This window comes from Daejeonella sp. (assembly GCF_036405355.1).
GTDB lineage: Bacteria > Bacteroidota > Bacteroidia > Sphingobacteriales > Sphingobacteriaceae > Daejeonella.
The window spans coordinates 1-24,453 of sequence record NZ_DASWXT010000135.1 but is presented as its reverse complement, the minus strand read 5'-3'; the positions used below and the strand labels follow the sequence as shown (position 1 = coordinate 24,453).

19 protein-coding genes and 1 tRNA gene are annotated in these 24,453 nt (G+C 39.1%); 10 read left to right on the top strand and 10 right to left on the bottom strand.

Annotation, left to right across the window (positions count from 1 at the left end; all coding sequences use genetic code 11):
- On the bottom strand, positions 1–960 hold a 960-nt coding region (locus VGE44_RS16805), incomplete at its 3' end, for an MFS transporter (protein WP_331081307.1).
- Positions 961–1,165: 205 nt separating this feature from the next.
- On the opposite strand from VGE44_RS16805, the gene VGE44_RS16800 reads away from it, so the two are divergent.
- Positions 1,166–2,263, top strand: a complete 1,098-nt coding sequence (locus VGE44_RS16800) for an SGNH/GDSL hydrolase family protein (RefSeq protein ID WP_331081305.1) — start codon at positions 1,166–1,168, stop codon at positions 2,261–2,263.
- A gap of 503 nt (positions 2,264–2,766) precedes the next feature.
- On the opposite strand, the gene uvrA is transcribed toward VGE44_RS16800, so the two are convergent.
- Positions 2,767–5,577, bottom strand: coding sequence for an excinuclease ABC subunit UvrA (uvrA, locus tag VGE44_RS16795; RefSeq protein ID WP_331081303.1), 2,811 nt, complete (start codon positions 5,575–5,577; stop codon positions 2,767–2,769).
- Between the two features lie 243 nt (positions 5,578–5,820).
- Here uvrA and VGE44_RS16790 point away from each other — a divergent pair, with 243 nt between their 5' ends.
- From VGE44_RS16790 to recA, 4 genes are all read left to right on the top strand, one after another.
- A complete protein-coding gene (locus tag VGE44_RS16790) occupies positions 5,821–6,417 on the top strand; it encodes an RNA polymerase sigma factor (RefSeq protein WP_331081301.1) in 597 nt (198 codons plus the stop codon).
- A gap of 64 nt (positions 6,418–6,481) precedes the next feature.
- Entirely contained in the window at positions 6,482–6,673 is a 192-nt protein-coding gene (locus tag VGE44_RS16785) for a hypothetical protein (protein ID WP_331081299.1), read from the top strand.
- Positions 6,674–6,758: 85 nt separating this feature from the next.
- On the top strand, positions 6,759–7,511 hold the full coding sequence (nth, locus tag VGE44_RS16780; protein ID WP_331081297.1) for an endonuclease III: 753 nt from the start codon (positions 6,759–6,761) through the stop codon (positions 7,509–7,511).
- Positions 7,512–7,640: 129 nt separating this feature from the next.
- Positions 7,641–8,651: a recombinase RecA gene (gene recA, locus VGE44_RS16775; RefSeq protein WP_331081294.1), complete on the top strand. Its 1,011-nt coding sequence runs from the start codon at positions 7,641–7,643 to the stop codon at positions 8,649–8,651.
- 64 nt (positions 8,652–8,715) lie between these two features.
- Here the strand turns inward: recA and VGE44_RS16770 are convergent, their stop codons facing one another.
- The 3 genes from VGE44_RS16770 to tsaD all read right to left on the bottom strand — a co-directional run bounded on the left by VGE44_RS16770 (position 8,716) and on the right by tsaD (position 11,458).
- Positions 8,716–10,017 carry an acetylxylan esterase gene (locus VGE44_RS16770; RefSeq protein WP_331081292.1) on the bottom strand — a complete coding sequence of 434 codons (1,302 nt, stop codon included), beginning with the start codon at positions 10,015–10,017 and terminating at the stop codon, positions 8,716–8,718.
- A gap of 215 nt (positions 10,018–10,232) precedes the next feature.
- A complete protein-coding gene (locus VGE44_RS16765; protein WP_331081289.1) occupies positions 10,233–10,403 on the bottom strand; it encodes a hypothetical protein in 171 nt (56 codons plus the stop codon).
- A gap of 53 nt (positions 10,404–10,456) precedes the next feature.
- A complete protein-coding gene (gene tsaD, locus VGE44_RS16760; RefSeq protein ID WP_331081288.1) occupies positions 10,457–11,458 on the bottom strand; it encodes a tRNA (adenosine(37)-N6)-threonylcarbamoyltransferase complex transferase subunit TsaD in 1,002 nt (333 codons plus the stop codon).
- An 84-nt stretch (positions 11,459–11,542) separates the two neighbouring features.
- Between tsaD and VGE44_RS16755 the strand changes: the two genes are divergently transcribed.
- A complete protein-coding gene (locus tag VGE44_RS16755) occupies positions 11,543–15,976 on the top strand; it encodes a translocation/assembly module TamB domain-containing protein (protein WP_331081286.1) in 4,434 nt (1,477 codons plus the stop codon).
- Positions 15,977–16,428: 452 nt separating this feature from the next.
- On the opposite strand, the gene VGE44_RS16750 is transcribed toward VGE44_RS16755, so the two are convergent.
- The 3 genes from VGE44_RS16750 to VGE44_RS16740 all read right to left on the bottom strand — a co-directional run bounded on the left by VGE44_RS16750 (position 16,429) and on the right by VGE44_RS16740 (position 19,635).
- Positions 16,429–17,634, bottom strand: coding sequence for a bifunctional 3,4-dihydroxy-2-butanone-4-phosphate synthase/GTP cyclohydrolase II (locus VGE44_RS16750; protein WP_331081284.1), 1,206 nt, complete (start codon positions 17,632–17,634; stop codon positions 16,429–16,431).
- 160 nt (positions 17,635–17,794) lie between these two features.
- Entirely contained in the window at positions 17,795–19,228 is a 1,434-nt protein-coding gene (locus tag VGE44_RS16745) for an LptF/LptG family permease (RefSeq protein ID WP_331081282.1), read from the bottom strand.
- Between the two features lie 26 nt (positions 19,229–19,254).
- Complete coding sequence (locus tag VGE44_RS16740) at positions 19,255–19,635, bottom strand: START-like domain-containing protein (protein WP_331081280.1); 381 nt, start codon at positions 19,633–19,635, stop codon at positions 19,255–19,257.
- A 189-nt stretch (positions 19,636–19,824) separates the two neighbouring features.
- On the opposite strand from VGE44_RS16740, the gene VGE44_RS16735 reads away from it, so the two are divergent.
- Positions 19,825–19,898: transfer RNA gene (locus VGE44_RS16735), tRNA-Met, on the top strand.
- A 589-nt stretch (positions 19,899–20,487) separates the two neighbouring features.
- Positions 20,488–21,306, top strand: a complete 819-nt coding sequence (locus VGE44_RS16730) for an alpha/beta hydrolase (protein WP_331081277.1) — start codon at positions 20,488–20,490, stop codon at positions 21,304–21,306.
- Between the two features lie 662 nt (positions 21,307–21,968).
- Here the strand turns inward: VGE44_RS16730 and VGE44_RS16725 are convergent.
- Positions 21,969–22,448: a hypothetical protein gene (locus VGE44_RS16725; RefSeq protein WP_331081275.1), complete on the bottom strand. Its 480-nt coding sequence runs from the start codon at positions 22,446–22,448 to the stop codon at positions 21,969–21,971.
- A gap of 1 nt (position 22,449) precedes the next feature.
- Positions 22,450–22,998: a sigma-70 family RNA polymerase sigma factor gene (locus VGE44_RS16720; RefSeq protein WP_331081273.1), complete on the bottom strand. Its 549-nt coding sequence runs from the start codon at positions 22,996–22,998 to the stop codon at positions 22,450–22,452.
- A gap of 147 nt (positions 22,999–23,145) precedes the next feature.
- Between VGE44_RS16720 and VGE44_RS16715 the strand changes: the two genes are divergently transcribed.
- Together VGE44_RS16715 and VGE44_RS16710 are read left to right on the top strand one after the other, a co-directional pair.
- Positions 23,146–23,487, top strand: coding sequence for a DUF6249 domain-containing protein (locus VGE44_RS16715; protein WP_331081271.1), 342 nt, complete (start codon positions 23,146–23,148; stop codon positions 23,485–23,487).
- A 22-nt stretch (positions 23,488–23,509) separates the two neighbouring features.
- Positions 23,510–24,313: a nuclear transport factor 2 family protein gene (locus tag VGE44_RS16710; protein ID WP_331081269.1), complete on the top strand. Its 804-nt coding sequence runs from the start codon at positions 23,510–23,512 to the stop codon at positions 24,311–24,313.
- Positions 24,314–24,453 lie beyond the last annotated feature (140 nt).

Genomic DNA, 24,453 nt, shown 5'->3' with positions numbered 1-24,453 from the left:
CAGACCAAGGTTCATGACCAGGACAATCCAGAATGAAACAGGTCCGAGATTCGCATAAATGGTGATTACAACGACCAGAATCATTGATGCGATGGTAAACAGATGAAATTTATCGAAACGATCACTTAATTTCCCAACTATAGGCATAATGGTAAGGGTGCAAACTCCTGAAGCCATATAAATAAATGGAAGCTGCTGGGCCGTAATCTTCAAATTATTGATCACATAAGCACTCCCCCAGGGCATCATCATAAAGCTGCCCAAAGAGAGAAATGCGGTTGCAAGAAAGCCGATACGATATTTACGCAAAGTCAGGGTCTGCCATAAATGAGCAATCGCATGTTCTTCACTTTTTTGCTCAAGGTGCTCAGTAACGGGCTTCAATTTGAAAACAATAAAGAGCCAAACCAGGATTGACAAACCTACAATCATCAGAAAAGGCGATTGCCATCCCCATATATTCGCGATATATAAACTCAATGGAATTCCGAGAACCTGGCTGGCACCAAATCCCATTTGCAGGAAGCCAAACACCCTGCCCCTCTTCTCGAGTGGAAACAAGTCTGAAACAATAGCCATCGAAATTGAGCCGATTACGCCTCCAAATAAACCGGTGAAAATTCTGGCTGCCAAAAGCATAGGGTAGGTATGGCTCAGACCACAGAAAAGTGTTCCTATTATGAAGCCGATATAAAAAAACAAAAGTAATTTCTTTCTGTCGAAACGATCAGCGAAGCCGGCGGTCATGAGGCCCGAAAATCCGGCACTGAATGCGTAGGCTGATACCGACAATCCAAACTGAGTGGTACTCAGATTCATGGATTTCATCAGGAGATCTCCGAGCGGGGAAATCACAATAAAATCGAGGACAACCGTAAACTGAGTCAGAGTAAGGATCAGGATTACAAAAATTTCATACGATGAGAATTTCAGCTTTATGTCTGTAGCTTCTGTACTCATAATGAAATTGTATAACTGATCATGTCTCTTTTACCAAAATGGATTTGGCATTGCAAGATAATGGTTTATACATTCAATCTCGATGAAATATCAAAGCTAATTGCCTGAACGGGTACACATAACAGATAAAAATCACTTAAACTGCTTCTTGCTCCTTATTCATTCTAATCCTATATTTAATCACACATTTGAAAAAAACAAAACCATGCGTAAATTCATTTCCCTTCTTCTACTCTGCTTCATCAGCACTTCAGCCATTTCTCAGGAAAGTCCTGCAAAAAAAGATAATACAATCTATTATGGAAAAGAATCATTTTTAATCGAGGGCACCGGAGTTGCTGAATCCGAAAAAGAAAGTCCGTACGACCGTTTACCAGCATCTTACAAGGATAAAGTCAGAAAGCCGGTTTGGGATCTGTCAAAAAATTCTGCCGGAATCTCCATAAGATTTAATACCAACTCAAGTTCTGTAAAAGTAAAATGGGCTTTGCTGAATGATACAAAAATGAACCATATGGCCGAAACGGGCATAAAAGGTGTTGATTTGTATTGCAAAGTTAATGGAGTATGGACTTATGTAAATACAGGCAGACCAACAGCAAAAGAAAATGAAGCTTCCCTGATCAGTGGTCTTGATATCGGCGAAAGGGAGTTTAAACTTTATTTGCCACTTTACGATGGGACTACCAAAGTGGAAATTGGAATAGAAAGCGGCAGTACAATTACAAAGCCTGCAGCAGATAAAAAGTTACCGATTGTTTTTTACGGCACCAGTATTTTACAGGGAGGTTGTGCTTCAAGACCAGGTATGGTATTTACAAGCATCATCTCCAGAAAGCTGAATGTGGACTGTATTAACTTTGGTTTTAGCGGCAATGGAAGAATGGATCCGCCGATGGCTGAACTTATTTCAGGAATAAAGGCTTCTTATTATGTTATTGATTGTCTGCCAAATATGACAGCCAAACAGGTAACTGATAGTGTTATCTCATTAGCAAAAACTATCCGTGCTAAAAACCGAAAAACACCAATTGTATTTGTCGAAAATGTGGAATATACCCGGGCTATTTTTCAAGCCAGTTTGCTGAAAAGTATGAATGAGAAGAATCAGGCTTTGAAAACAGAATTCGATAAATTGGTAAAAGGGGGCATGAAAGATCTTATTTATATCAGTGCAGCAGGCTCAATCGGAACAGATTATGAGGGTACTGTTGATGGAACCCACCTGACGGATCTTGGTTTTCTGCGTTATGCAGATTATCTGATTGAGAAGTTCAAAGAGAATAAGCTTGCAATCAGATGATTATAAGCTTTTGACAAGCGTTTTCATTTACAGAAGAATATTTAACTAAGGAGAAGGTCAGATTGCTTATTCTAATTTGGAAAGCAAAGCTGGTGCTCTCAAGTTCCTGTAACCGGGCAAAAGCTACCTCCCTGCGGTAGGCAGGTAGCTTTTGCCATGAATTTATATTGTAATCGGCATAATTGATTCAGCAAAAGGCGGCCGCTTCGATCCCGTTTAAATCGCAGGGTCAATGGTGATTTTTTTGCAGCTAAATTCTCATTAATCAAATTAATCCCTGATGCGCTTGCAAAGCCTGACAAAAGAAAAAAGCAGGGTGTAAACTAAACCGGGGCGGCAGCGATAGCTTTTTTGCGACCAGGATTTCTGGAATTCACATCCATTTTACCGCATAAAACTAAAGCAGAGCACCGGTCTACCCTTACAAAAGAACCACTGCAATAGTTTTCCAAAAATTTAAACTGATAAAATTTTTATCAATTCTTACACAATAAGAATAAGCTTCAGGCCTGCCCTTTAAACCTCTCCTTCAAAAACTTGCCGGTATAGGAGTTTTTCTCTTTGATCAAGTCTTCAGGAATTCCTTCAAAAACAACTGTACCACCCTTATCTCCTCCTTCAGGACCAATATCAATCACCCAGTCGGCGCATTTAATAACATCCATATTATGTTCAATAACAATAATGGTATTGCCCTGAACAATCAAAGCATCGAAAGATTTCAATAGTTTTTTAATGTCATGAAAATGGAGACCAGTTGTTGGTTCATCAAAAATGAACAGGGTTTTGCTGCTGTTGTTTCCTTTAACAAGGAAAGAGGCAAGTTTGATACGCTGCGCTTCTCCACCTGAGAGGGTATTCGAAGATTGACCCAGATGCACATATCCCAAACCCACATCCGCAAGAGGCTTGATCTTAGCAAGAATTTTTGGCTCATGCTCAAAGAACTGAAGGGCCTCATCTATGGTCATGTCCAATACTTCGAAAACATTCTTCTCTTTATAGGTCACATCGAGCACATGCTGCTTAAACCGCTTTCCTTCACAGGCTTCACATGGCAAATAAATATCCGCCATGAACTGCATTTCAATTTTCACTTCACCTTCGCCCTGACAAACATCGCAGCGCCCTCCTTCCACATTGAAAGAAAACGCAGAAGGCTTGAGTCCCCCAGCTTTTGCCAGACCCTGAGAAGCAAATAAATTCCTGATCTCGTCCCATGCCTTGACATAAGTTACAGGATTAGAACGTGAAGAACGGCCAATCGGATTCTGATCGACAACTTCAACCTGTTCGATCTTATTGAAATCACCGCCGATAGCATCATAGGCTCCTGTTTGTTCTCCCGAATAATTACCGATCGCTTTCTGAACCGCAGGCTGTAATATTCTTTTAACCAGGGAGGTTTTTCCTGAACCGGACACCCCGGAAACTACGGTAAGTACATTCAAAGGGAATTTGACATCGACCTCTCTCAGGTTATTTTCACGGGCGCCTTTAATTTCAATAAAATCACTCCATTTGCGGCGCTGTGATGGTATGGCGATGGATTGTCTACCGCTCAAATATTGCCCTGTCAGACTTTGCTCATCCTTCAAAATTTCAGCAAAACTGCCGGTAAACACCAGGTTACCACCATGGGTTCCTGCTTCAGGGCCAATATCAATGATATGATCGGCAGCATGCATGATCTCTTCTTCATGCTCTACAACCAGAACAGTATTTCCTACATCCCTTAATGAGCGTAATACTTCAATCAGACGATGAGTATCCCTTGGATGTAGGCCGATACTAGGCTCATCGAGAACATAGACCGAGCCAACCAGTGAGCTGCCCAAAGAAGTGGCGAGGTTAATCCGCTGGGATTCGCCTCCGGATAAGGTATTCGATAATCTGTTAAGCGTGAGATAACTCAAACCAACATCATTCAAAAATTTGATGCGATTGGTAATTTCCATTAATAGACGCTTTGCAATCTTTAGTTGCGTTGCATCCAGCTCCAGGCTCTGAAAAAAATCGAGAGCCTTATCCAATGGCATTAATACAATATCGGTAATTGAATGTCCGGCGATCTTGACATAAGAAGCATCCTGACGAAGACGGCTTCCCAGACATTCCGGGCAATTTGTCTTTCCTCTGTATCTTGAAAGCATCACCCTGTACTGAATTTTATATGTTTGTGTTTCCAGCTCAGTAAAGAAATCATCAAGTCCGCTGAAATATTCATTTCCTGTCCATAGCAATCGCTTTTGCTCAGTACTTAATTGATTATAAGAACGGTGAATAGGAAAATCAAACTTGATTGCATTCTTAACCAGCTTGTTAAGCCATTCCCCCATTTTTTCACCTCTCCAGGGTGCAATTGCCCCATCATAAACAGATTTACTTTTATCAGGAATCACAAGATCTTCATCAATTCCGATGATCTTACCATATCCCTCACAGCGTTTACATGCCCCAAAAGGATTATTAAAGCTGAAAAAATTAGGGCTTGGTTCTTCAAAGCGCAATCCATCGAGCTCAAAGCGATCGCAAAACAAATGAATGCTACCTTTCGCTTCAATCAGACAATCCCCCCGTCCTTCAAAAAAAGCAGTCTGAACAGAATCTGCCAATCTGCTTAAAGTCTCCTCGTCATCAGAGACCGACACCCTGTCGATAACAATTTTTATATTTACATCGGCACCCGATTGGGAATTCCCGCTTGATTGATCATCCAAAAGTTCTTCAATTTTAGATAAGTGATCATTAATCATCACACGGGTGAAGCCTTTCTGTAATAATACTGCCAATTCCTCTTTAAGTGACCGGTTGTTGTGAGCATGTAAAGGGCATAAAACCGTTACTGAGGTCCCGGGCTCCAGGCCAGAAATAAAATTGATCACATCAGTAACTGTATCCTTTTTCACTTCTTTTCCTGAAACAGGAGAGATCGTTCTCCCTATTCGGGAAAACAACAATTTGAGGTAATCATAGATCTCAGTCGAAGTACCAACCGTTGAACGGGGATTACTGGTAATAACCTTTTGCTCAATAGCAATTGCGGGAGCGATGCCTTTAATATAATCTACGTCGGGCTTATTCATACGCCCCATAAATTGCCTTGCATAAGAGGAAAGGCTTTCTACATATCGGCGCTGGCCTTCTGCGTATAATGTATCGAAGGCCAATGAAGATTTACCTGACCCCGACATCCCGGTAATTACAACCAATTTATTCTTAGGGATGGCTACATCAATATTTTTCAGATTATGGACACGTGCGCCCTTAATGATAATATACTTCTTAGGATCTTTTTCCGCCTCTTTATTCATTCTAAAACTCCAAACTGCTTTTTTTTCGTACTTATATTAAAAATATCTCAATATTCGGACTGCAAAAATACAGCTATAAGTACTTAATATCGAGGGCGGATCAAATATTCTTTGATTTTGGCAAAATTTTTGCTTCATTTGAGAAAACTAACCAGCACATTTTAAATCATTATAGGAGACCTGCTATCGAATAAACTCTACTTCAATATCTTTTGGGAATTTACATTAAGGAGAATTTAAAGTATGAGTGCTATAAATATTCAATCGATTAGCGATCAGGAGCTGGTAAATCAATATATTCATGGCCATGAGCCAAGTCTGGAAGAGCTTATTCGCAGACATAAATCTAAAATATATACATCTATTTATCTGCTCGTCAAAGATTCTTATCTGGCAGAGGATATTTTTCAGGACACTTTCATTAAGGTTATCAATACACTAAAAGCCGGAAGATATAATGAAGAAGGGAAATTTTTGCCCTGGGTAATCAGGATTGCCCATAATCTTGTGATCGATCATTTCAGAAAGGTGAAACGGGCTCCGGTGGTTACTACAGTTGAGGGCTTCGATATTTTTGAGGTTATTAAGTTCTATGATGAAAGTACCGAAGACAAAATCATCCGTGAACAAACTTACCAGGATCTCAGGGGGCTGATCCATCATTTGCCATCAGAACAAAAAGAAGTGCTGATTATGCGTCATTATGGTGATTTGAGTTTTAAGGAAATTTCAGACATCACCGGGGTAAGTATTAATACTGCCTTAGGTCGTATGCGATATGCACTGAACAATTTGCGCAAAATGATGCTAACCAGGGAATTAAGCTTGAAAAATAATTAAAAATATTTTCAGACTCACAAAACATTTCTGTTACAGCTACGTTTAATTCTAAAAATATTCGCTTATGATAGAAACTTCTACCCCTGCAACAAATTCATTACCCAAAACAAAAGCTGAAAGCAGCTTGAATGCTGACGATCTTGGAGAGGATGAACAATCGTTCTACGCCTCAATAAAATCAGATTTGAACACATTAGCCAGGAATCCCGCTGAAAAAACAATAGGCAGTATCCTGGATTATTCAAAGTCATTGTAAGAATTTGAAAAAAAACCGGTCCTGGGGACCGGTTTTTTTGTTTCATTAATGAAGCAAGGTCAGCCAATCCATTTATATTTGTTCTGTGTTAATAAAAGACAGATATAAAGCTTTTGTAGAATATTTTTCATCTCATCAGCCCGAGGCAGAAACTGAACTGCAATATGAAAACCCTTATCAGTTATTGGTTGCAGTCATATTATCTGCTCAATGTACCGATAAGCGGATAAATCAGGTAACCCCGAAACTATTTGAGCGGTATCCAAATCCTGAAAGCTTATCTGAAGCTACGCCTGAAGAAGTATTCAACTACATCCGGAGTGTAAGTTACCCGAACAATAAATCCAAACACCTGGTGGGTATGGCAAAAAAGCTAGTCGCCGAGTTCAACAGTATCGTTCCTTCAGACATTAATGATCTTCAAAAGATGCCGGGTGTAGGACGAAAAACCGCAAATGTGATTGCATCGGTTATCTTCAATGCGCCAGCCATGGCTGTAGATACTCATGTATTCAGGGTTTCGAACCGAATAGGATTAACCAGAAATGCAAAGACGCCACTGGCAGTGGAAAAACAATTGGTAAACTACCTGCCTCAGGACAAAATTCATATTGCCCACCATTGGCTCATTCTTCACGGACGCTATATATGTTTGGCAAGAAATCCAAAATGCCACGACTGCCCCCTAACAGAAATTTGCAAATATTATCAACAAAGTCAGACTGAAACAGCTCTCCTTAAAGCAGAGAAAGTACAATTAAAAAGGGCTAAGGAACTGAAAAAGAAAAGACTAGCCGACAAGACAGCCAAAGCCCTTAAAAAATTTAAAGCGATATAATTTTTACTATAATTTTTTGAGAGATTAATTCAATATCTTGATTTTTGACAGAAGCTAAAATAATATTTTGATAATATTTTTAGTATTTTAAAATATTTAGTATAAATTTGACGACATAAAACTAAAATAATGAGCAACGCAGATAAATTAAAAGCTTTACAGCTTACGCTGGATAAACTTGAAAAATCCTACGGAAAAGGAACCGTCATGAAATTAGGCGATAATGCTGTAGAAGCAATAGAAGCAATTTCAACCGGTTCGATCAGCCTGGATATTGCCCTGGGTATTGGAGGATTACCGAAAGGCCGTGTGATAGAAATTTATGGTCCTGAATCTTCAGGTAAAACAACCCTGGCTATTCACGCCATTGCCGAAGCTCAGAAAAAAGGCGGGATAGCGGCTTTCATTGATGCTGAACATGCTTTTGATAAATTTTATGCGAGTAAACTGGGAGTGGATATCGAAAACCTTTTGATCTCTCAACCCGATAATGGCGAGCAGGCCCTTGAGATTGCCGACAATCTGATTCGTTCAGGAGCAATAGATATTATCGTAATTGACTCAGTTGCTGCACTTGTTCCAAAAGCAGAGATCGAAGGTGAAATGGGCGATTCTAAAATGGGTTTGCATGCTCGTTTAATGTCACAGGCCCTGCGAAAATTAACAGGTACAATTTCCAAAACAGGATGCTGCTGTATCTTCATCAATCAATTGAGGGATAAGATTGGCGTTATGTTTGGAAGTCCGGAGACGACCACAGGAGGAAATGCCCTGAAGTTTTATGCTTCAGTGCGTTTAGACATCCGCAGAATTTCACAGATAAAAGATACCGATGAGGTTTCAGGAAACAGGGTTAAGGTTAAGGTTGTAAAAAACAAACTTGCCCCTCCATTCCGAATTGCAGAATTTGATGTCATGTTTGGAGAAGGAATTTCCAAAGCAGGTGAAATCATTGATCTGGGTGTTGATTTCGACATCATTAAAAAAGCAGGTTCATGGTTCAGTTATGGGGATACCAAGCTGGGCCAGGGCCGGGATGCGGTTAAACAATTGTTGTTAGACAATCCTGATCTGATGGACGAACTCGAAGCCAAGATCAAGGCTACAGTAACCGCCGACCATCTCGAGGAAAGAGGATAAATAAAAAATCCCGCTTATATAAAGCGGGATTTTTTTTGCTAAAAAGAATTTTCTAATCCTTAAATTAATCTACTTTCAACTGCTTTTGCAACCACTTTTCCATATTTTCCCTTTGCTCAGGATACATCCAGTGGCCTGTTTCCAATGCAAGGAACAATGATTTTGGCGCAGTGATTACATTGTATGATGCATACATAGAAGTCGGTGGACAAGTAACATCGTTGAAACCCCAGCTATACATTCCCGGAACTTTGAGTAGTCTTGCAAAGTTCACTACATCATAATATCCTGTAGTTTTAACTTTATCAGGAGTGCTGCCGGTATTTACATTATCCTTATTGAACAAATGAGGCCATCCGCCGGCTCTGCCAATCATGAAACCTGTCAGATCACTAAGGGCAGGGTAATAGGCCCCTAAAAACTTAACTCTTGAATCAAGTGCAGCGGTTACAATTGACAATGCGCCTCCCTGGCTACCACCGGTCACTCCCAATGTGCTGCCATCAAACTCAGGCAAAGAAGTTAAAAAATCATTTGCTCTGACACATCCCATATAAACCCGCTTATAATAATATCGGTCACGATCTTCCAGATTAAAAGCCTGATAGCCTGACAATGCACCTACACCAAGATTAGCATAGACGCTCGGATCCATTGTAACCGGAATGCCATGAATACCGATTTCAAGTGTGATCACACCCTTTTCTGCTGTAGCCACATCCCCGTTATAGGGTCTGATCCCGGCTCCCGGAACCCGAAGTAATGCCGGGTATTTTCCGGGCTTTTTTGGAACGCAAAGAATTCCATACAATCTGCTACCTAAACGAAAATTCTGAATATTTACATGGTAAACATTCACTTTCTCAGTAGAACGCTCAGGTAACAAAGTCATTCTGGCATCCATTGGTATCTTCGCCAGATCAGCTTTGGCATTGTTCCAAAACTGAACAAAATCATCCGGACTTACTGCAGCCGGCTTAATTTGTCCCGGATCAAAACCAACTGTCGCAAGACTGCTATACTTTTTTCCATTTACTTCAGCAGTAACCACGCAGCGATAAAATCCCGGGGTTTTCATTGTTCCGGCAGCAATTGTTGTTATTCCATTCGAAAGCTGCATTGAATCACGCTTCTCAGGGTTCATTTTTTCAGGCCCGAGTTCATAAACTACCTTTACATTTTTCAAAGGATTTCCATATTGGAGTACAGAGACATTGAACTTTACCATTTCCCCAACTTTGTAAACCCAGTTCGGATGATCAGGACCAATAATAACTTTTACATTCTGCTCAACAGGCTGTGCCATGGCAGCTCCTGCAAAAAGCATAAGAAATAGAAGAAAAAAAGCTGGTTTTGAATTTTTCATTAGTGTATAATTTGTTTGTAGCTGATTAATGGCAATAAGTCGCGTCAAAATTTAAACTCCTGAACGCTTGATTTTATCTGGTTTGTTAGAAAATATTTTAGTCAAATTCGGCAATAATAGAGTCTAAACCAAATTTTTTTTGATCCGAAAAATTGTTGGATGCCCTGATAAAACGAAGCTTAAAACCTGTCAATATTAAACCTAAAAGAAAAAGATTATTTTCCTTTGGTCATCAGGTACATGAACCACACTCCTGCCAGGACAATAAAGCCAAGTATAAACATACCAACTTTACCCTTGCGCTTATCCTGACGCATAACCCAGACCAGGAATCCGGTTAGCGGGATTAAAAAAATTAAAAAGAAAATAATACTTGATGCGCTCATAAACTTATAGGTAAATCTCGTGTTTAATATTTATAAACCAGCTATCAAAATGATCAAAACTGCAATCTGGCCAATGGAGCAATATCCTGCCCAACAAATTCATTGTTCAGATACTTATGATAACCGGCAATAGCGATCATCGCAGCATTGTCTGTACAATATTCAAACTTAGGGATAAACACTTTCCAGTTCAATAATTCTGCAGTCTCCATCAATGCCCCTCTAAGCCCGGAATTTGCCGAAACCCCGCCGGCAATCGCGATTGTGTTGATCTGATATTGTGTTGATGCCTTCTTCATTTTATTCAGCAGAATTGAAATAATTCTGTCCTGAACTGAAGCACAAACATCATTCAGGTTTTCCTGTAAAAACTCAGGGTTTTCTTTTAACCTGTCGCGAACAAAATACATGATGGAAGTTTTAAGTCCGCTGAAGCTGAAATCAAGCCCCGGAATTTGAGGTTCCGGAAATTTGAATGCATCCTTATTGCCCAGTTTGGCATATTTATCAATGAGCGGACCACCAGGATAGGGCAAACCCAGTAATTTAGCAGTTTTATCAAAAGCTTCACCAGCAGCGTCATCTGTAGTCTGCCCAACAATTTCCATATCAAAATAGTCCCTGACCAACACAATTTGAGTATGTCCACCCGAAACCGTCAGGCATAAAAACGGAAATTCAGGTTTATTCTCCTCAATAAAATGGGCCAGAATATGTGCCTGCATATGATTTACTTCAATCAATGGCAGATTATTTGCCAGTGCAAATGCTTTTGCAAAGGAAGTACCAACCAAAAGTGATCCCAATAATCCCGGTCCCCGGGTAAAAGCTACAGCATCAATATCATTTTTATGTATTTTTGCGACAGAAATGGCCTCATGAACAGCGGGAATTATATTTTGCTGATGAACTCTTGAAGCCAGTTCGGGGATCACACCTCCGTAATTTTGGTGAACAAGTTGTCCGGCAATGATATTGGAACAGATTTTGCCATTAATACAGATTGATGCTGATGTGTCGTCGCAGGATGATTCTATGCCGAGGATGATTGCCAAAACGTATATTAAATTGAATAATTAAAATACAAATTTATCAAAAAAGCGCTAAAAATAACCCTTTGGATACTGGCAACATTTATAATGTTGCTTACGCTATTGGTTTTTTCTCTTCAGTTTAAGACAGTACAAACTTATGTCGCTAAAAAAGCTGCCAGCTATCTTTCTAGGGAGCTGAACACCCGCGTTGAGCTAGGGTCGCTATACATCAAGCCCTTTAAATCAGTGGTGCTCGACAGCCTGTATATACAGGATCTTGAAAAAGACACGCTATTATTTTCCCCTAAATTCACCGTAGATCTAGACTATTTTTCCCTGAGAGAACGAAAGGTTAGTGTAAAACTTTTACAAATTGAAAACGGAAAGTTCTTTTTAAAGAAATATAAAGATCAAACGACAAACCTGACTTTTATCCTGAACTATTTCAGCAGTGGTAAAACCACGAAAAAAAAGGTCTCAAAACCATATGATATTACCCTTGCTAAAATTGTTTTAAATAATGTCGCATTTAAGTATAAAAACTTCAATAATGTCAATCCTGTAAAAGGGATAAACTTCAATGATATTCTGCTAAGCGGACTGAGTACAACGATTCTGGATCTCGATACAAAATCATATCTGATGAAAGCCGGAATACGAAATATGACTTTCAGGGAGAAAAGCGGCTTTTATCTGAAGAATCTCACTGCGGATGCGGCAATCGACACGGCTCAGATGGAGTTCAAAAAACTTTTGCTCGAAACTTCAGATAGCAGAATTAGTGATTATCTATTATTGAAATATTCAAAATTTAAGGATTTCAACACTTTTACCAGTAAAGTATTTCTCAATACAAACCTCCAGAACGCAAAGATTAATAGCTCAGATATTGCGTATTTTTCTCCAAGTCTGGCCAAATCGTCGATTATCCTGCAAGTTAACGGGCAGATTTCAGGTTATGTAAACAATCTGAAAGCAAAAAGCCTGATCATACAAAGCGGGCAGGCTACTTATGTTAAGGGCGACTTCAGAATTACCGGACTCCCGAGCATAAAACAAATGATGCTCGATCTGGATTTTGATCAGGTTTCAACAAATAAAAAGGATCTTGATCTCATTATTTCCAGAGCCACAGGGAAAAAGAATTCGATGATTCCTCAGATGATTGAAAAATTCGGAACTGTGAATTTCAAAGGCAGATTTACAGGATTTCTCAATGATTTTATAGCCTATGGAGAATTTAAAACGCGTATTGGGCGTGTAGTGACTGATTTGAACATGAAGATCAATAATGCTTCAGTACCGACTTATAGTGGGAATATTAAGGCTTACGACTTCAATCTGGGCGATTTGCTGGACCAAAAAAATCTGGGAAGAACCACTTTAACGGCCGACATCGAGGGCAAAGGCTTTAAAATAAATAGCTTACAGGAACAAATTAAGGCTAACGTAAAATATTTTGATTTTAAGGATTACAGATATAACAACATAAAAGTTGACAGCCGTTTTGTAAACAAAGTGTTCAATGGAAAGATCATTGTGAATGATCCTAATGTGAAACTGGATTTCGATGGTAAAGTAGATCTGAACAAAAGCCTTCCTGAATTTAATTTCGGTGCTTCCATATTGGGTGCTAACCTCCATAATCTTAAACTGATCAAAGACAGTGTTCAGTTTGATGCGGATGTGAAAACCAATTTTAAAGGCTCAAATCTTGAAAATATTGAAGGAATGGTTGAGCTTACAAAAATCCATCTTACCAATGCTCAAAACTCTTTTGATATTGATTCGGTGAATCTGAAAGCAATTGGAACCGGACTTACCCGTTCACTAAATATTGAGTCTGATATATTTGATGCAAGTATTAAAGGTCAGTACGATCTAAAAACATTGCCCTCTTACTTTAAATCAGTTGCCAGCAAGTATATTCCCTCTCTCGGCCTGACTTATGTTCAACCCGGAAAACAGAATTTTGAATTTAACCTGAAGATTAAATATTTTGAGCCTCTCAGTATCCTTTTTGCTCCACAATTGAAAATTCCGGAGCAGGCAAACTTTAACGGAAAATTTGTTTCAGACTCAAATACTGCGAACCTGAATGGATTTATCAAACTGATTCAATACAATAAAATCAAGGTCAACAACCTGATTATTGACGAAAGTACTTCATCAGATGCAATGAACATCTTCATCACATCCGACAGGGTTGACATTACCGATAGTCTGTACATCAAGAATGTCAACATTGCAAATATCTTAAAGAACGACAGCCTGAGTCTAAACGTTAAATTGTCGGATAAGAATGCGATTAACCAACTCGATTTAAACTCACTGGTGGAATTTACTTCCAATGGAGATCAGCGAATTCAGCTGAGTATTCTTCCTTCAGATGTGATTATCAATAACCAGACCTGGAAAATTCAGGAGAAGGTTAGCTTTAGCTTTGATGATGGCCGAACAAAGGATCAGGAATTCAGTCTGCTGCGACGCACAAAAATTACAGGTTTCGAATTATTCAGGGATAATCAGATGTTAACCATCAATGGCTATCTTTCCAAAGATCCTGCCGATGAGCTCCTAATTGGTTTCAATAACTTTAAGCTAACCACATTTAATCCATTGACAACACCTCTTGGAATTACCCTGAATGGTACACTAAACGGGAATGCCAAAATTGCCGGCCTGGGACCGAGCCCGAATGTTGAAGCAGAGATTAAAATAGACAGCCTGATCTATAATAAACTGGCTGTCGGAAATATGACATTAAGCGCCGGATTGGATAATTCAACCAAACTGATCAATGTTAAAATGAATGTTGAGAATAATGGCGAAACTACAATGGATATTGCAGGAACCTATAATGCAAGCGACGATCAGAATAATCTGGATATGAAACTCATTATGAAAGATAATGAAGTGGCGCTTTTCCAACCCTTCTTAAAAAATCTGGTGTCGAACATGAATGGTAAAGTTTCTGCCGATCTAACCGTAACTGGTAAGCTGAACAAACCTCAAATTAATGGAAACCTTAATTTGACAGATGGAGGCATGACAGTTAATTATTTAAAAACCCCTTACCGCATAACAGACAAAATACAGGTTGAGAACACTGTAATTAAGCTGAATAACCTTAAAATCAGAGACCATAAAGACAATATAGCTATCGCAAATGGCACAGTAGATATGGCCAACGTCAACAATCCGGAGATCCATATCAATATTGTGGCCAATAACTTCATGGCATTAAATACTACAGCAAAAGATAATCCGCTTTATTTTGGTGTTGCCTACGGAACAGGTGTTTTCAGTTTTAACGGGCCTACAAATGATATGCGGATTATTATTGATGCAAAAACAGAAGCCGGTACCGTTTTCAATATCCCTTTGAATTCCTCCGCAACGGTAAGTAAAACCGACTTCATTACTTTTATTTCCAGAGACACCTCTCTTAACAAGCCAAAAATAACCTCATTCAAAGGGCTTACCATGGATTTTGAATTACAGATTGATCAAAATACTGAGGTTAATATCTTCACCGAACTTGGTAAGTTAACAGGGCGTGGGGATTCACAGTTAAGTTTGAATATTAACAGCCTTGGGGATTTCGAGATGTATGGGGATTACAATATTAACAGTGGGAAGTTTGCATTTACAGCTCAGGATTTTATTAATAAAATCTTCAAAATTAGTGAGGGGGGCTCTATTCGCTGGACAGGAAATCCGGTTGAGGCGGCAATTAATCTGAAAGCACTCTATGAAGTAAGGACAAGCCTGGGTCCGCTTTATGCTGCTGCTGGCAGACCTTCGATAGATCAACGTGTTCTGGCAGAAGCGGTTATGAACCTGAGCGGGCCACTTTTAACACCTAATATTTCATTCGATATTAATTTCCCTGCAGATGCCTCTATTAAGGATGAACTACAATCTTATTTGAGTGACGTAAACAATACCAACCAGCAGGCATTAAGTTTGATCGTGAGACGCTCATTTGCGGCAGGTAAAGCAGCAGATCTTGGCTTTGCCACCTCTACCTTTATCAGTGCTGGAACAGAATTATTCTTTAACCAGTTAAATACGATATTGACTCAATCGCTAAACCTGAATTTTGTGGATCTAAACATTCGTTCCTTAAATGATGCAAGTGCCTCATTCCGTTTTTTGAACGACAGACTTATTCTTACCGGCGGTATTACTGACCGTGCCAATAGCAGGGGTAATTTCTCTGAATTCAATGTAATTGGAGGTGGTAACTCAGTAGCACGTGATGTGGAAGCTCTTTACCTTATTAAAAAGAATGGTGACCTTGTGCTCAGGGCATCAAACAAGATCAATAGCCGCAGCTTCCTGAATAACAACCTCGGCAATAGTGAATATGTAAGTGCTATTGGATTAGTTTACAGGAAAGACTTCGACACTTTTAATGAACTTTTAGGTATTCTTGTGGGTAAACAAAGAAAGGAAGATCGGAATAAAGAGAAGGATACCATTCCCCGGGATACCACCGCGGCTCTAAAACCAAAAGAACCGGAAATAAAATAATAAATTAACCTGAGCTCGGTATAAAGAAGGGTAAAAAATATGGTTAGAATTGGTCAGATAAGGCATGTGTAAACACAATGATTTGATTTTGGAAATCAATACCTGTGTGTTATAGGCTGGTTCAGTCCTTTCCTCCGGAGTATTTCCGGCAAGAAATAACCCTCAATATCAAATTCCGAATAGCCGGAAGATACCTCCTCCGGCAAGGTTTATTTTACCCGGAGCTGTTTTTCATCAGGAAGGGCAACCCGGCAAAAGAACCATTTGCCCTGTTAAATAAACCCGTGCCAGCTATAGATTTTTGCAACCCTGAATTTCATAATATCATTTAAACCTTATGCAAAAATTAAGGCAGAACACGGGGCTGGTAAAACCCAAGAGAAACAGCCCCTTCTTTCTAAAACAATAATTTAAATTTAACTCAGAATGATTTTGTATCGGTAACTGTTAAATTAGCTGTTTTTCATGATGGTATGACCCATCTTATCACGCTTGGTTTTTAGATAGAGCTCATTATGTATATTGGATTTTATCTCAATAGGAACATTTGAGATAACTTCCAGACCATAACCAATCAATCCTGAACGTTTGGTAGGATTATTAGACATCAGTTTCATTTTCTTAATTCCCAGACTCCTTAAGATCTGTGCCCCAATTCCATAATCCCTTTGGTCCATTGGAAAGCCCAGTTGCAGATTGGCATCCACCGTATCGAGTCCATTTTCCTGAAGATTATAGGCATGCAGTTTATTGATAAGTCCTATACCCCGACCTTCCTGATTCATATAAATGATTACCCCTTTACCTTCCTTTTCGATCATCTCCATGGCTTTGTGAAGCTGCGGGCCACAATCGCAGCGGCAAGATCCGAAGATATCTCCCGTGATGCAGGAACTGTGAACCCTCACAAGAATTGGCTCATCTTCTTCCCAGCTACCTTTGATTAATGCCAGGTGCTGATCTCCCGATGTGATTTGTGTATAAGCAACCATCTCAAAATCACCCCATTGCGTAGGTAATTTTACAGATACTTCCTTTTTAATCAAAGATTCTGTTTTAAGTCTGTAAGATATCAGGTCCTTGATGCTGACTATTTTTAGATCAAACTGTTTTGCGATGATCAAAAGGTCAGGCAACCGTGCCATTTCACCGTCCTCTTTTAGGATTTCTACCAATACCCCGGCAGGTTCTAATCCGGCCATAGTAGCCAGATCAACAGCAGCTTCAGTATGCCCTGCCCTGCGTAAAACACCGCCATGTTTCGCAATAAGCGGAAAAATGTGTCCGGGACGACCTAATTCCTCGGCTTTGGTATTCGGATCAATCAGCGCCATTATTGTTTTTGAACGATCGGATGCTGAAATGCCTGTTGTGCAACCATGCCCGATGAGATCGACAGAAACCGTAAAATTGGTTTCAAAAGCAGCGGTATTATTCCCAACCATCAGTTCAAGCCTCAGCTCTTTACAACGTTCTTCGGTTAAAGGAGCACAAATCAGTCCGCGGCCATGAGTAGCCATAAAATTGATTATTTCGGGAGTAGCATTGGATGCAGCCGTGAGAAAATCACCTTCATTTTCGCGATCCTCATCATCAACAACAATAATAACCTTGCCCTCTTTTATATCGTTTATGGCTTCTTCAATCGTATTAAACATAATTTTAAAATTGTTTGGAAAACGGTTTCAGAAAGGATTAGATATTAAATATGATCAATGACCCCGTTTATAATAATTGCAAATTTAGGTATTTTTTTGGCAGCAGAAATTTTGAACAATTCTTTATAGGTCAGGACAGTGCAATAATTCAAAAACTCATTCAGGCAGGCTGTTCATCCTTCTTTGAGAATATCCGTTTAAACCAGCGCTTATAAATATCCAGATCGAAAAGAACAGAGTCTACGGTTGCTTTATACGTTAAGAATATCCCGAGGGGTGAGAGGCAAATAATGGCGACCCACATTCCCAAAAAAGGTGAAAGTGAGCCCTCTTTGACTGATTTCTCGCCAATTGTTGAAATAATATGGTATATCAGAAAGAACAAAACGGACATGACAACTGGCAATCCCAAACCACCTTTTCTGATAATTGCACCCAAAGGAGCACCAATGAAGAAGAGAACGAGACATGACACCGCCATCGTAAATTTTCTGTTCAATTCGATCAGGAAGCCCCTAAGCCTGACCTCATTGTCCATTTCAAATAACTGTTTACGGTTTAATACATCCTTTACTGACCTGATCTGATCTTTTGCAGTTTGGAGTGACTGAACTTTCCTGTCATTAGGAATAAGGTCCAGAACATCCTTATAGGTTTTCATGGGTTTAACCGGGGTCTTTTTGTTAAGCGTATCCACACGGTAGACCTTTGCAATTTGTGCAAGATCAGTATAGGCGGAGCGAAGATTACTGTCGCCCTTCACATTAAAGGAGTCGAGATAAAACTTAAGCTGTCTGATATTCATCATTGCATAATTCGACTTAAACAGTTCTTCATCAGTACGTTTCATCTGAAATCCGGAAAGGTCGAAACGCTGCTCAGTTTCTTTGAATTTAGTCCGCATCAAACGCTGGCGTGGATTATAAGTTCCGGCTGAGCCGGGACTTTCTTCATAACGAATACCATCCTTTAGTTTCAATACCAGGAGCTGATCATCATCTGTGGTAAACATCTGACCTTCCCTAGCCATCAATGTATTGATATTACCACTGCTTGTATTTCGTTCATAGATGAGTACGTCATGAAGGGTTTGGTCGGGGTCTTTTTTCTGAACCCTGATTGCATAGCCGGGGATACTGGTATTAAAAATGCCTTCATTTATAAGGAATGCTGCCTTCTGATTCCGCACGTCATATAATAAGGAACCCATTTTCAGATTTGCTTTGGGAAGCCAGTAATCTGAAAAAAGGAAAGCGGCGAGGCTGAGCATTCCTACCACAATGATCAGTGGCATCATGGCTTTTTGAAGTGAAATTCCGGCAGACTTGATCGCAACCAGTTCATAATTCTCGCCCAGGCTGCCGAAGGTCATTATAGAAGAAAGGAGGATAGCCAGGGGCAGAGCCATAGCTACATTGGTTGCTGATGCGTAGACCAGCAATTCAAGGATTACATACCATTCAAACCCTTTCCCAATCAGATCATCGATGTATTTGAATAAAAATAACATCAACAAAATGAACATAACAATGAAAAAGGTAACGATAAAAGGCCTTAAAAAGGCCTTCAATACCAATAAGTGTACTTTCTTCACATTGTAAAAATAGAGAAAATTAATCTCTATGCACCCAATACACTAATCAAATATTGTATCTGATTATCCCAGATCAGTTTGCGATCCTGAATGGTATCCTCTGTGGCAAAGTCGGTTATTGATAAAGCAACGTCATTGGTTAGTTCATCCTGAACAATTTCCATTTCGAAATAACAATGAGGCTCATCGTCTATCCACTTAAATTTTACCAGTTTATTTTCTTTAATGGAAAGCAATTTCGCTTTTTGCTGTTCGCCATCCCAGGTAAAGGTATAGACCTGATCTCTGTAAGTTACATCATCTGCGAACCACTGTGCGAGGCCATTGGGTTCATTCAGAAATCCGAACAATATTTTGGGAGATGATTTTACTTCATACTCTACATTAAACTTTATCTTTTCTGCCATTCCTCTTCTTTATTAATATTTCAGTGAATTATTTTCACCAATTTTTCTAAAGGAAAGTAATTTCCTCTATATTTGCAACTCTGTTTTGAACAGGTATAAAAAATGACACAATTTGTGCCAAAAGCATCCCGGATTATTTCGGGATTTGACACAATATAGAGTATTTATACTCAAAGAAAAAACAAATCCGGCGGGGTAGCTCAGATGGTTAGAGCGCAGGATTCATAACCCTGAGGTCGGCAGTTCGATCCTGCTCCCCGCTACAAAACCCGGTTTACGATAAGTAAAGCGGGTTTTTGTTTTTCAAGAAATTTCGATGTTGCTTCTTTACTGTTTAAAAGAGGCTTTTTGGTTCGACCTTCTCGTTTGGTCTCTCTTGATTCCTCAAAAAAACATGACTCTTGTCAAAAGGCTAGATCCCTTTTATCTGTAACTTGAAAGCAATTGAAACTGAAGGAACGCTTTAGAAATTCATTAGTTCATCTTCAGTTGCCTTGTCTTGAAAAGGTGATCTATAATAAGAGAGGCATAAACAACAATGATCTTGAAAATAGTAAAATTATGTAAAGCTCCAACAAATGAAAATTAGATCCCATAAACTAAGAATGGCATCTCTGACTCTGATTAACTGTCAAACAGCAAGGGTCAAACCACACACATAATTAACAAAATAGTTTGATATCTACCCAGGACGAACTACGATGCTCGTCACCAACAGGTTAACATACATCCGATTCATGCCAAAAGCATTACTTTTCCACATCTCGAATAAAACTACTTTTTTATCAATATTTGTAACTTTAAGTTGCGTTGTTGTTAAAAGCGTATAGTTGCACACTTAACCCTAGCTATATGAATAAACTCATTATAATTGTTACATTTTGTTTGACATGTATTTCAACTCATATCTTACAAGCACAAGACGTAAAAGCTAAGAACATTGCTATTGAAACAGGCCAAATCATAACTATTAAGTCTACTATTCTTGGCGAAGAAAGAAATCTTTATATAAGCTTACCTCCGGGATACGACACAATAAACACTAAACTTCCAGTTATTTATGTTTTAGATGCTGAATATCGATTTGGGATCGCTCAAAGCATTCAAACGTATTTCAATATTACCACTAAAATTCCGCCTGCTATTTTAGTAGGAATTGCAAACCCTACGAAGGAAGCTCGTTCCAGAGATTATCTACCGCAAAGCTATGGGGGTCAAGCAGAAAAGTTTTCTAAATTCCTTTCAACAGAACTTTTTCAGTACATACAAAAAAATTATAAAGCTAATGAGACGCGGTATTTAGTGGGGCATTCTCATGGCGGAGTGTTTGCCGTTTACACCTTGCTAAATGAACCAAATCTATTTGAGGGATACATAGCGATAGATCCTAGCTTAAAGCATATCTTCAAGGAGGGTAGCAATCTGTTAAATCGTGATTTGAACGGTAAGAGACTCTATTTGGCTTCCTCAGATGTTGCATACGGATACCTGGAAGACGTAGCTTCTGATATGCAAGCAGATTTCGCCATTTTCAAGAACCATCTCTATCAGACTCGTGGAATGAATAAACTAGCTTTCAAGATAGATCATATTAATGATGATCACGGCAATTCATACATCCAAGGTTTTAGTAGAGGTTTGAGGTACTTAATGAACTGGAGATTTGAATAAATAAATTGCTCAGTGTTCGACTTCCCTTTGGGTTATAGGCATTTTCTACTTCCTTTTCTGCTATAATTCTTCGCTTCCAGATAAGAAAATCCAAGATGACGCGGGCGGTCGCTCTAAATTTCGATTGTTGCAGATGCTGCATTTATTCGGGTAATTGCATCATCCTTCAATGAAAAGTTTTTATTACCAAAGTTTACGAACGATGACGGGATGTTCATTCCCTTTTTTCCAACCAAAAATAGTTATATCTAGAAACAAACTAGGCCTCTTAGGCTCTGTGGTCTTCGCCCGGCGGGCCCAAATGACGATATGTATAGGAAATTCCAGATAAGGCGCTGATCGTGAAACTATAAATGCAATAGGCTTCGATAAGGGTGCGTTGTCAGCTGATTTGAGACTTCATCAATTTGTTTAAGGTCTTTATGAAAGTTCGACATTTCGCTCGTTCCCCCTACAAAACCCGGTTTACGATAAGTAAAGCGGGTTTTTGACTTTTAAAGAAATTTAAATATGCCTTTTTAGCGTTTGAAGGGGCTTTGGGGTTGGAGTTTCCTGCTGGGTCTCCTAATTTCTCGATTGAACTGGCTTTTGGTCCAAGTGCTTTAGTCCCTTTTGATCTCCACTCGATAGCCATTGAAATTGAGGGCAACCGCTATCAATCATTAGCTCAACTGCCGCTGCCTTGTCTTGAAAAGGTAATCTATAAATAACAGAACACTTAAGGGAATTAAGTATGGAAAAACAGAAATGGCAATTTTTATAATTCCTGTAGCAACATCGGTAAAGTTCAAATCAAAATTTGAGATATAAGAATTCTTTTGTAAATGGAAGGTTGAAGCTGAATTAATAACAGCAAAAAGCAACAAGCAGATTCCAAAACATAGAATTATTGATTTGGCTTTTTGGGTTATCATTGGCTCTGAAACCTTTGCCTCCTGAGTTTGAATTTCGGCCATTACACTGTTAGAAAAGTCAAAAGACGGTTCTACTATAAGTTCCGTTTTAATAACAGAGCGCAAAGTAGAATTCAGCGACAATTCTTCCTCATTTTCAACCATTTTCATGATGTCATCTGTAAATGAAGCTCGAGGCTCATCTAAATCAATGCTTTGAATAAGCTTTTTGAAAATCTCGTCTTTCATATTAATTCAGAAATTTAAGTTCATGTTCCAATATCTTCCTTGCTCTGAAAAGCTTTATCTTAATGTTTGATGCCGTCAATCCCGTTATTTCCTCAATTTCATTTATAGAGTTTTCATTAAAGTAATACAATGTAATTATAAGGGCATCTAGTTTGGGCAATTTATTAATGGACTCTTTCACAATAATCCTAACTTCTTTTTTAGACAGTTCTTGATGAGGGTTATCGGTGCTGTCGGAATATTCTTCTATTATTTCTTGATCTATTGTATTTATATCTATTGACTTCTTTTGCAATCGGGATACACAGGTCCTGTATGTAATTGTGTAAATCCAGGTTGAGAACTTTGATTTCCCTTCAAAGGTGTGTAGTTGGTTGTAAGCCTTGATAAAGCTCTCCTGGGAAGCATCTTCAGCATCTTCCTTATTGCCTAGTATTCTGAAAGCGATCGAGTAAACTATCTTCTTATTTCTATCTACAAGAAATCGGTAAGCGGAACTATCACCATCTGATATCCTGCCGATGAGTATATGATCGTCCTTGCTTTCCATTTTGTATTAGACAAGACTCATTGATTTTCGGTTACAAGACTATTTAATTCGCAAGCGATCCGTTTGATATAACAATTACCCATTTAAGAAACTTTGTAACCAAGACAAGACGAGTCCTGTCATACGGTCACAAATTAAAATACAATTATGGATGAAATATTAAGAGATTGTTTGGTTTCAATTGCAGCAATTGGGGCCATTTTTGTTATCCTTTACGTACTACTGATGAACCGTTTTAGGGAACGAATGTCATTACTAGAAAAAGGGTTATCACCTAAAGTATTCAACAATAAAAACGCATCACAGTCAGCAACCCTTCGTTTTGGCTTGTTGTTGATTGGCACTTCCATCGGGATACTGTTGGGCAATTTCGTTGCCATACAATTTGACATACCGAGACAAGGTGCATTTATCGCAATGATGTTTCTTTTTGGAGGGATTGGTTTAATTACCAGTTACCTGATAGAACAGCGGACTAACAAATCTTAAGAATCGGATATTAAAAAAAACAATGAAAAGAATCAGAAACAACACATTGGCAGGCCTCCTGATGGCAATACTATTCAACGCAATTAGCTATTCAGTGTCGGCCCAATCAGACCCAACAAGCATAGACAACAAAAAGGTAACTGCAACGATTTTGCACCTCGACAGCCTTTTCTGGAAGAGTTACAACGACTGTAAGCCTGAAGATGGTGGGCTATTCTTAACGGATGACGTGAAATTTTACCACGACAAGGGCGGCATTACCAATGGCAAAAGCGCGTTAGTTGCAAGTATACGTGACAATGTCTGTGGCAGCCAAAATCCACACCTAAGAAGAGAGGCCGTCGAAGGAACTGTCCATGTCTACCCTTTGAGAAACGGCAATACTATTTATGGGGCAATTATTTCAGGAGAGCATGTTTTTTATGTAACAGAAAAAAACAAGCCAGAAAGAAAAGACGGGCTTGCAAAGTTTACACAGGTTTGGCTATTAAAAAACAATGAATGGAAAATGTCTGATATTCTGAGTTATGACCATGGGCCTGCGAATAGAAAGCTAGAAATAAAATTATCAGAAGGCGAACTAAAAGAGTTCGAAGGCAATTATAAAAACCCGAAATTTGGAACATTTAACTATAAAATACAAGGCTCAAATTTATTAGTTTCTGGCACCGGATTCAATGCAGTACTCTACCCTGAAAGTAAGAACAAGTTTTTTATTAAAGAACGGGATCTGGAATTTGAATTTGTAAGGAATGAAAAAAATCAGGTTTTTAAAATACTCGTGCATGAAAAAGGAGCAGTTGTAGACGAGCTTCTAAAGTTTTAGAAAAGCTGGAGCGAAATAATCGATTGAAAATCTGACAAGAGGTTCGACATTTCGCCGGTTCCCTCTACGTAGAAAGGCCCTTTTAGGGCCTTTTTTGGTTTCAATCCTCCTTGTGCGCCAAACATGCGCCAGAAATGTAC

Bases quoted from the DNA above. Each gene is read 5' to 3' on its own strand.
- VGE44_RS16800 (WP_331081305.1), top strand. From the start codon at position 1,166: ATGCGTAAATTCATTTCCCTTCTTCTACTCTGCTTCATCAGCACTTCA.
- uvrA (WP_331081303.1), bottom strand. From the start codon at position 5,577: ATGAATAAAGAGGCGGAAAAAGATCCTAAGAAGTATATTATCATTAAG.
- VGE44_RS16790 (WP_331081301.1), top strand. From the start codon at position 5,821: ATGAGTGCTATAAATATTCAATCGATTAGCGATCAGGAGCTGGTAAAT.
- VGE44_RS16785 (WP_331081299.1), top strand. From the start codon at position 6,482: ATGATAGAAACTTCTACCCCTGCAACAAATTCATTACCCAAAACAAAA.
- recA (WP_331081294.1), top strand. From the start codon at position 7,641: ATGAGCAACGCAGATAAATTAAAAGCTTTACAGCTTACGCTGGATAAA.
- VGE44_RS16770 (WP_331081292.1), bottom strand. From the start codon at position 10,017: ATGAAAAATTCAAAACCAGCTTTTTTTCTTCTATTTCTTATGCTTTTT.
- VGE44_RS16765 (WP_331081289.1), bottom strand. From the start codon at position 10,403: ATGAGCGCATCAAGTATTATTTTCTTTTTAATTTTTTTAATCCCGCTA.
- VGE44_RS16755 (WP_331081286.1), top strand. From the start codon at position 11,543: ATGTTGCTTACGCTATTGGTTTTTTCTCTTCAGTTTAAGACAGTACAA.
- VGE44_RS16750 (WP_331081284.1), bottom strand. From the start codon at position 17,634: ATGTTTAATACGATTGAAGAAGCCATAAACGATATAAAAGAGGGCAAG.
- VGE44_RS16740 (WP_331081280.1), bottom strand. From the start codon at position 19,635: ATGGCAGAAAAGATAAAGTTTAATGTAGAGTATGAAGTAAAATCATCT.
- VGE44_RS16730 (WP_331081277.1), top strand. From the start codon at position 20,488: ATGAATAAACTCATTATAATTGTTACATTTTGTTTGACATGTATTTCA.
- VGE44_RS16725 (WP_331081275.1), bottom strand. From the start codon at position 22,448: ATGAAAGACGAGATTTTCAAAAAGCTTATTCAAAGCATTGATTTAGAT.
- VGE44_RS16720 (WP_331081273.1), bottom strand. From the start codon at position 22,998: ATGGAAAGCAAGGACGATCATATACTCATCGGCAGGATATCAGATGGT.
- VGE44_RS16715 (WP_331081271.1), top strand. From the start codon at position 23,146: ATGGATGAAATATTAAGAGATTGTTTGGTTTCAATTGCAGCAATTGGG.
- VGE44_RS16710 (WP_331081269.1), top strand. From the start codon at position 23,510: ATGAAAAGAATCAGAAACAACACATTGGCAGGCCTCCTGATGGCAATA.